The following is a 6,750-nucleotide window of genomic DNA, read 5'->3' as shown; positions in this document are numbered from 1 at the left end:
AACGGCGAGGTGGGGTCAGGAGAGCACGCCGACGCGGAGTTCCTTGCGCCGCAACGCGGTGAAAGCTGCGAGGTCATCGTGGACTTGCCGACGCCGGGCGAGCCGGTGAGGCCGACGACCCGCGCCCGCCCGGTGTGTTTGGGCGAGCGCGGCGGCCACGTCCCGCAGGTGCGGGCTGGCGTCCTCGACGAGCGAGATCAGCCGGGCGACCGCCCGCGGCTCGCCCGACCTGGCCCGGGCGACCAGGTCGGGCACGTCGACAACGCGGGACACTAGCCCAGCCGAACTAGCACTGCGGAACCCGCACGATCAGGGCGTCGCCCTGGCCACCGCCGCCGCACAGCGCGGCCGCGCCGACGCCACCGCCGCGGCGCTTGAGCTCCAGGGCCAGGTGCAGCGCGATGCGGGCCCCGGACATGCCGATCGGGTGGCCCAGCGCGATGGCGCCGCCGTTGACGTTGACCTTGTCCTCGGACAGGCCCAGCTTGCGCGCGGACACCACGCCGACCGCGGCGAAGGCCTCGTTGATCTCGACCAGGTCCAGGTCGGCCGGGTCGATGCCCTCCTTGGCGCAGGCCTTGCGGATGGCGTTGGACGGCTGCTCGTGCAGGCTCGCGTCGGGGCCGGCGACCACGCCGTGCGCACCGATCTCGGCCAGCCAGGTCAGGCCCAGCTCCTCGGCCTTGGCCTTGCTCATCACGACCACCGCGGCGGCGCCGTCGGAGATCTGCGAGGCCGAGCCGGCGGTGATGGTGCCGTCGGAGGCGAAGGCCGGGCGCAGCTTGCCCAGCGTCTCCACGGTGGTGTCGCCGCGCACGCCCTCGTCGGTGCTGAACAGCACCGGGTCACCCTTGCGCTGCGGGATGGCCACCGGCACGACCTCTTCGTCGAAGATGCCGTTTTTCGCGGCCTCAGCGGCTCGCTGGTGCGACCGGGCCGAGAAAGCGTCCTGCTCCTCGCGGGTCAGGCCGTAGCGGGAGTTGTACTTCTCCGTGGACGAGCCCATGGCGACCTGGTCGAAGGCGCAGAACAGGCCGTCGTAGGCCATGTGGTCCTGCAGCGTGACGTCGCCGTACTTGAAGCCGGAGCGGGACTTGGGCAGCAGGTGCGGGGCCTGGGTCATGGACTCCTGGCCGCCGGCCACCACGATCTCGAACTCGCCGGCCCGGATCAGCTGGTCGGCCAGGGCGATGGCGTCGATGCCGGACAGGCACACCTTGTTGATGGTCAGGGCGGGCACGTCCATCGGGATGCCGGCGGCGACCGCGGCCTGCCGGGCCGGGATCTGGCCGGCGCCGGCGGTCAGCACCTGACCCATGATCACGTACTCGACCTGCTCGGGGCTCACCCCGGCCCGCTCCAGGGCGCCCTTGATGGCCACGCCACCGAGTTGGGCTCCGGAGAAGTCCTTGAGCGAGCCGAGCAGTCGTCCCATCGGGGTGCGGGCCCCTGCGACGATGACGGAACCGGACACGACGGCCTCCAGCGACGGTGCGGGCGGTGGTCTTGTGGACCATACCGGCCGGTAGCTTTTCCTGTGGCTGTGAGTAGCCGCACAGGTCACTTCATCGTGTCAAGGCTACTACCCTGCTGCGTCATGAACCTGCGCGCTGAGCTCGCCCCGCTGGTCACCGCCGTCGACCATGTCGGCATCGCGGTGCCGGACCTGGACGCCGCGATCGCCTTCCACCGCGAGACCTTCGGCCTGGAGGTCAGCCACGAGGAGGTCAACGAGGAGCAGGGCGTCCGCGAGGCCATGCTGCGCGCTCCCGACGACACCACGGGCGCGGCGATCCAGCTGCTGGCCCCGTCCCGGCCGGACTCCACCATCGCCAAGTTCCTCGACCGCAGCGGCCCGGGCCTTCAGCAACTGGCGTTCCGCGTCACGGATGTGGCCGCCGCGTGCGAAACCCTGCGGGCCAAGGGTTTGCGGGTGCTGTTCGACGAGCCCAAGCGCGGCACCTCGAACAGCCGGGTGAACTTCGTGCACCCCAAGGACGCCGGCGGTGTGCTGGTCGAGCTGGTGCAGCCCGCCGAAGGCCACTGACTAGAACAGACCCGCCCGCAGCGCCGCCGCCACGGCGTGCGGGCGGTTGCGCAGCCCGAGCCGGCGCAGCAGCACCTCCAGCACGTTCTTCACGCCCCGTTCGCTGATGCCGAGCTTGCCGCCGATCTGCCCGGAGTCGAGGCCCTCGGCCAGCAGCCGCAGCACGTCGACCTCGCGGTCGGCCATGCCCGAGGGAATCAATCCCTTGGGGCGCAGCACATCCCGTTGCAGGCTGGCGACCTGGCCCAACAGCTGCCCGAGGAGCGTGGGCGGCATCTCGCCGCGGCCATCGGCGGCTGCGAGCACGGACCGGCCCAGCCGCTCGGGGGTGGCCGCGGCGACCGGCACCATGCCGACCACGCCGCATTCCACCAGCGGCAGCACGTCCACGTCGCGGAGGTGGTTGGTCACCACCACGACTTTGGTCGGCTCACTGCCGGCTATGCCGCGCAGCATCGCCAATGTGTCGCCGGTGACAGCATTCACGCACACCACGAGCACATCCGGCCGATTGTGCCGGCTATATTTCGTCACGCACAGATCCGGCCGGCCGTCGAGGCTGCCGATCACACCGCCCAGAGTGATCGGGTCTTCGGCATAGGCCGCGACCATCAGTCGATTCATGCCCCTCACCTCGGCCGCGAGCGTATCCACGGATTACGCCACACCGGCCGGGCGTGACCCGATCATTCCGCCCGCGGGCCGGAACCGCACTCACAGCGACCGAAGAGGAAAGGGAATCAAGCCAGACCGGTGCTGCCCCGCACCACCAGTTCGGCCACGCCGAACACGGAATCGGGCACGCCCTCACCGGCGATGACCCGCAGCAGTGCGGCGGCCGCCGCGGAGCCGTAGCCCGAAATGTCCCGACTCATCGCGGTCAGCGCCGGATGCGGCAGCCGGCACAGCGGCGAATCGTCCCAGGCGATGATCGACAAATCGCCGGGCACGTCCAGGCCGAGTTCGGCGGCCACTCCCACCGCGCTGACGGCCATGAGGTCGTTGTCGTAGACGATCGCCGTCGGCGGCCGGCCGGAAAGCAGCAGGCCACGGGTGGCCGCGGCGCCGCCTTCGCCGGTGAAGTCGGCCGCCACGACCACCCCGTCCGGGCCGGCGGCCTCGACGAACGCCTGGTCCCGCCGCACGGTCTCCTGGAACTCGGCGTTGCCTGCGACCCGGGCGATCCGCGTGTGCCCGAGGGAGTGAAGATGCGAGACGGCCGCAGCCATGGCGGCTTTCGTGTCAGGACCGACGGAGGTCAGCCCGCTGCCAGGCACCTCGCTCGACACCAGCACGCACGGCAGCCCGAGCTGGGACAGCAGAGGCAGCCGCTGATCGTGCACGCGGACGTCGACGACCAGCACGCCGTCCACCCGCCGCTGCCCCCACCAGCGCCGATAGACGTCCATCTCGCGTTCGGGGTCGTCGCCGACGACCTGGAGCAGCAGCCCGATGTCGTCCGCGCCCAGCGCCGCCTCGACCCCGGCGATCAGCCGCATGAAAAACGGCTCCACCTCCAGGAGACCGGCCGGCCGGGCCAGCACCAGGCCGACCACCTCGGCCTGCGCGGCGGACAGTGCGCGGGCGGCCCGGCTGGGCTGCCAGCCCAGCTCACGGGCCACGGCGAGGATGCGCCGCCGGGTCGACTCGGACACGCCGGGCTGGCCGTTGAGCGCGAACGACACCGTGCTCTTGGCCACCCCGGCTTCGCGGGCGATGTCGTGGATGGTCGGCCGCTTCACGGGCACCTCGGGTAGAAACGGTTTTCTCTCGATACCCGGAAATGTGCCATTGACGGCGCAACAACACCAAGGCCTGACGGCCGATCTGTCCGAAGATCCACCCCGAACTGCCCACTGGATTAGGGCCCGCCCGCCCCCAGGGACAGCGCGTCGGAGATGAACGCCAGCTCCCGTTCCATCGTCACGCGTCCGAGCTCGGGCTCGGTGGCGTGCCGGGCCACGGAATGCTGGTAGCTGACGGCCAGCGCGAGCAGCTCCGCCGCACTGTCCACGTCGGCCTTGCACTGCACGGCGCTGCCCGCCGCCATGATCACCTTGCGGATCAGCCCGACCAGGTTGCGGAACCGGTCCTGCAGCGCGTCCCGCACGGTGTGGTGGGTGTCGGCCTCGCGGTAGAGCAGGTTGCTCAGCATCAGCGATTCCACGCGGCGGCGGTCCAGCTCGGCCAGCAGCGCCCGCAGGCTGGCGGCGACGTCGCCGTCCACGACGACCCCGGACATGTCGATGCGCTCGTCGGGCAACCGCTCGACGAGCGCAACGAGGAGATCCGGCTTGCGTTTGAAGTAGTAGTGCACGAGCCCCTTGGGCACGCCGGCCCGCTCGGCGATGCGGGAGGTGGGGGTGGCCTCGAATCCGGTCTCGGCGAACAACTCCTCCGCCGCCGTCAGGATTCGCTCCCTGGCCGGGACTTCCTCCACCCTCACCCCACAGTTGTCAGTGCGATCCGGCCAGCCCGCGGTGCGCGGACTGCGCCACCGGCACGGCGATCGCGCCGGCCAGGACGGTCAGCACGCCACCGGCCCAGGACACCCAGGAGGCGCCCGAGAACTCCGTGTAGCCCATCACCCAGGGTGCCACGAAAAGCAGCACGCCGAGGACGATCTGCACCCACTCGCCGGCGACCTGGCTGGGCGCCGCAAGCGACCACAGCCCGTCGAGCACGACGAGCACACCCAGGACGACCATCGTCCACGCAGCGGCCGTCGAGGTCGTGACGACGATCGGGGACAGCGCGACGAGCGCCCCGATGACGACCTCGGTCCAGTCCTGCCACCTAGTCCATGACTTGGCCATTTCCAACCCCTCCACATCCTCGTGGGATGCCCTGATCATGCGCCTTGGTTGGCCGGCCGGTCAATACTTGTGACTCGGTAGACATCTGGCCCCTGAGCTGGTGTTATCCCGAACCGTCGGCACCCGGTCGTACCGTGGCCAGAGACTGGCCGGCGATCACGGCGCTGCCCGGTCCGACGCCGCTGACGGCCGACTTCGCCCGATCTGGGGCCCGAGGCCCAAGTACGTCTTCTCCCGGACCCTCGACCACGCCGACCTGACGGGTGAACCGGGCCACATCCGTAGTTCTGTATCGTTACTCGTGGGTAACCTGCCTCCAACCTGCGACAGGACCACTTCGAGGCCCCGGAGGCACCGCCGTGCAGAAGATCCTTGACGCGATCCTCGCCGACGAGCTCGACGCGCTCGCGCATCTGGCCGTTCCCGAGACCTACCGCGGCATGACCGTGCACGCCGACGAGGCGAACCTGTTCGACGGCATGGAGACCGCCGACAAGGACCCGCGCCGGTCGCTGCACCTGGACGAGGTGCCCACCCCCGAGCTCGGCCCGGGCGAGGCGCTGGTGGCCGTGATGGCCAGCGCCATCAACTACAACACCGTGTGGACGTCGATCTTCGAGCCGATGTCCACCTTCGGCTTCCTCAAGCGCTACGGCAAGAGCTCGCCGCTGGCCGCCAAGCACGACCAGCCCTACCACGTGGTCGGCTCCGACCTGGCCGGCGTCGTGCTGCGCACCGGGCCCGGCGTGCAGGCGTGGAAGCCGGGCGACGAGGTGGTCGCGCACTGCCTGTCGGTCGAGCTGGAGAGCCCGGACGGGCACAACGACACCATGCTCGACCCCGAGCAGCGGATCTGGGGCTTCGAGACCAACTTCGGCGGGCTGGCCGAGTTGGCGCTGGTCAAGACCAACCAGCTGATGCCCAAGCCCAAGCACCTGTCGTGGGAGGAGGCCGCCTCCCCCGGGCTGGTCAACTCCACCGCGTACCGGCAGCTGGTGTCCACCAACGGCGCCAACATGAAGCAGGGCGACACCGTCCTGATCTGGGGCGCGTCCGGCGGCCTCGGCTCGTACGCCACGCAGTTCGCGTTGAACGGCGGCGCGATTCCGGTCTGTGTCGTGTCCAGCGACGAGAAGGCCGAGATCTGCCGGCGCATGGGGGCGGAGCTGATCATCAACCGGAGCTCCGAGGGGTACCGGTTCTGGAAGGACGAGCACGAGCAGGACCCCAAGGAGTGGAAGCGCTTCGGGGCCAGGATCCGCGAGCTGACCGGCGGCGACGACCCCGACATCGTCTTCGAGCACCCCGGCCGCGAGACCTTCGGCGCCAGCGTCTACGTGGCCCGCAAGGGCGGCACCATCGTCACGTGCGCGTCCACGAGCGGCTTCATGCACAGCTACGACAACCGCTATCTGTGGATGAACCTCAAGCGGATCATCGGCTCGCACTTCGCCAACTACCGCGAGGCGTGGGAGGCGAACCGCTTGATCGCCAAGGGGAAGATCCACCCCACACTGTCCAAGGTGTACACACTGGCCGAGACCGGGCAGGCCGCGCGGGACGTGCAGTCCAACGCGCACCAGGGCAAGGTCGGCGTGCTGTGCCTCGCCCCCGAGGAAGGACTCGGCGTGCGCGATCAGGAACTGCGGGCCCGCCACCTGTCCGAGATCAACCGGTTCCGCGGTGTGTGACCGGAGTTCGCACCCGCGTCGTGCACACGGGTGTCACTCGTACCGGTAGCGTGGGGCCATGGCCCTCGGCAGCGACCGCGATCTCGTCCCGTTGGGAACCGGCTTCGACGTCGTCAAGCGCGGTTACGACAAAGCACAGGTGGAAGACCACCTGGAACGGCTGGACGCCGACCTGAAGCTGCTCGCCGCCGACCGG

General features: G+C 70.0%; 7 protein-coding genes and 1 pseudogene. 2 read left to right on the top strand and 6 right to left on the bottom strand.

Annotated elements, in window-relative coordinates; translation table 11 throughout:
• Nucleotides 1-80, bottom strand: a pseudogene (locus KUTG_RS66510) (hypothetical protein); the annotation flags it as partial.
• Nucleotides 81-286: 206 nt separating this feature from the next.
• Nucleotides 287-1,474 carry an acetyl-CoA C-acetyltransferase gene (locus tag KUTG_RS33245; protein ID WP_043722452.1) on the bottom strand — a complete coding sequence of 396 codons (1,188 nt, stop codon included), beginning with the start codon at nucleotides 1,472-1,474 and terminating at the stop codon, nucleotides 287-289.
• 123 nt (nucleotides 1,475-1,597) lie between these two features.
• Here KUTG_RS33245 and mce point away from each other — a divergent pair, with 123 nt between their 5' ends.
• Nucleotides 1,598-2,047 (top strand): methylmalonyl-CoA epimerase, encoded by a 450-nt coding sequence (gene mce, locus KUTG_RS33240; RefSeq protein ID WP_043722449.1) that lies wholly within the window; start codon nucleotides 1,598-1,600, stop codon nucleotides 2,045-2,047.
• On the opposite strand, the gene KUTG_RS33235 is transcribed toward mce, so the two are convergent.
• The 4 genes from KUTG_RS33235 to KUTG_RS33220 all read right to left on the bottom strand — a co-directional run bounded on the left by KUTG_RS33235 (nucleotide 2,048) and on the right by KUTG_RS33220 (nucleotide 4,902).
• A complete protein-coding gene (locus KUTG_RS33235) occupies nucleotides 2,048-2,671 on the bottom strand; it encodes a LuxR C-terminal-related transcriptional regulator (RefSeq protein ID WP_043731472.1) in 624 nt (207 codons plus the stop codon).
• Between the two features lie 116 nt (nucleotides 2,672-2,787).
• On the bottom strand, nucleotides 2,788-3,789 hold the full coding sequence (locus KUTG_RS33230) for a LacI family DNA-binding transcriptional regulator (RefSeq protein ID WP_043722447.1): 1,002 nt from the start codon (nucleotides 3,787-3,789) through the stop codon (nucleotides 2,788-2,790).
• Nucleotides 3,790-3,908: 119 nt separating this feature from the next.
• Nucleotides 3,909-4,487 (bottom strand): TetR/AcrR family transcriptional regulator, encoded by a 579-nt coding sequence (locus KUTG_RS33225; RefSeq protein WP_043722444.1) that lies wholly within the window; start codon nucleotides 4,485-4,487, stop codon nucleotides 3,909-3,911.
• Between the two features lie 16 nt (nucleotides 4,488-4,503).
• Nucleotides 4,504-4,902, bottom strand: a complete 399-nt coding sequence (locus KUTG_RS33220) for an SPW repeat domain-containing protein (protein ID WP_232241093.1) — start codon at nucleotides 4,900-4,902, stop codon at nucleotides 4,504-4,506.
• Nucleotides 4,903-5,222: 320 nt separating this feature from the next.
• Here KUTG_RS33220 and ccrA point away from each other — a divergent pair, with 320 nt between their 5' ends.
• Entirely contained in the window at nucleotides 5,223-6,554 is a 1,332-nt protein-coding gene (gene ccrA, locus KUTG_RS33215; RefSeq protein WP_043722441.1) for a crotonyl-CoA carboxylase/reductase, read from the top strand.
• Nucleotides 6,555-6,750: the final 196 nt, after the last annotated feature.

The organism is Kutzneria sp. 744 (assembly GCF_000568255.1).
GTDB lineage: Bacteria > Actinomycetota > Actinomycetes > Mycobacteriales > Pseudonocardiaceae > Kutzneria.
Note: the sequence above shows the minus strand (reverse complement) of the source record. Positions and strands in the feature narration are given on the sequence as shown.

Excerpts from the sequence above, each read along its gene's own strand:
- mce (WP_043722449.1), top strand. The coding sequence starts at position 1,598 with ATGAACCTGCGCGCTGAGCTCGCCCCGCTGGTCACCGCCGTCGACCAT.
- KUTG_RS33235 (WP_043731472.1), bottom strand. The coding sequence starts at position 2,671 with ATGAATCGACTGATGGTCGCGGCCTATGCCGAAGACCCGATCACTCTG.
- KUTG_RS33220 (WP_232241093.1), bottom strand. The coding sequence starts at position 4,902 with ATGATCAGGGCATCCCACGAGGATGTGGAGGGGTTGGAAATGGCCAAG.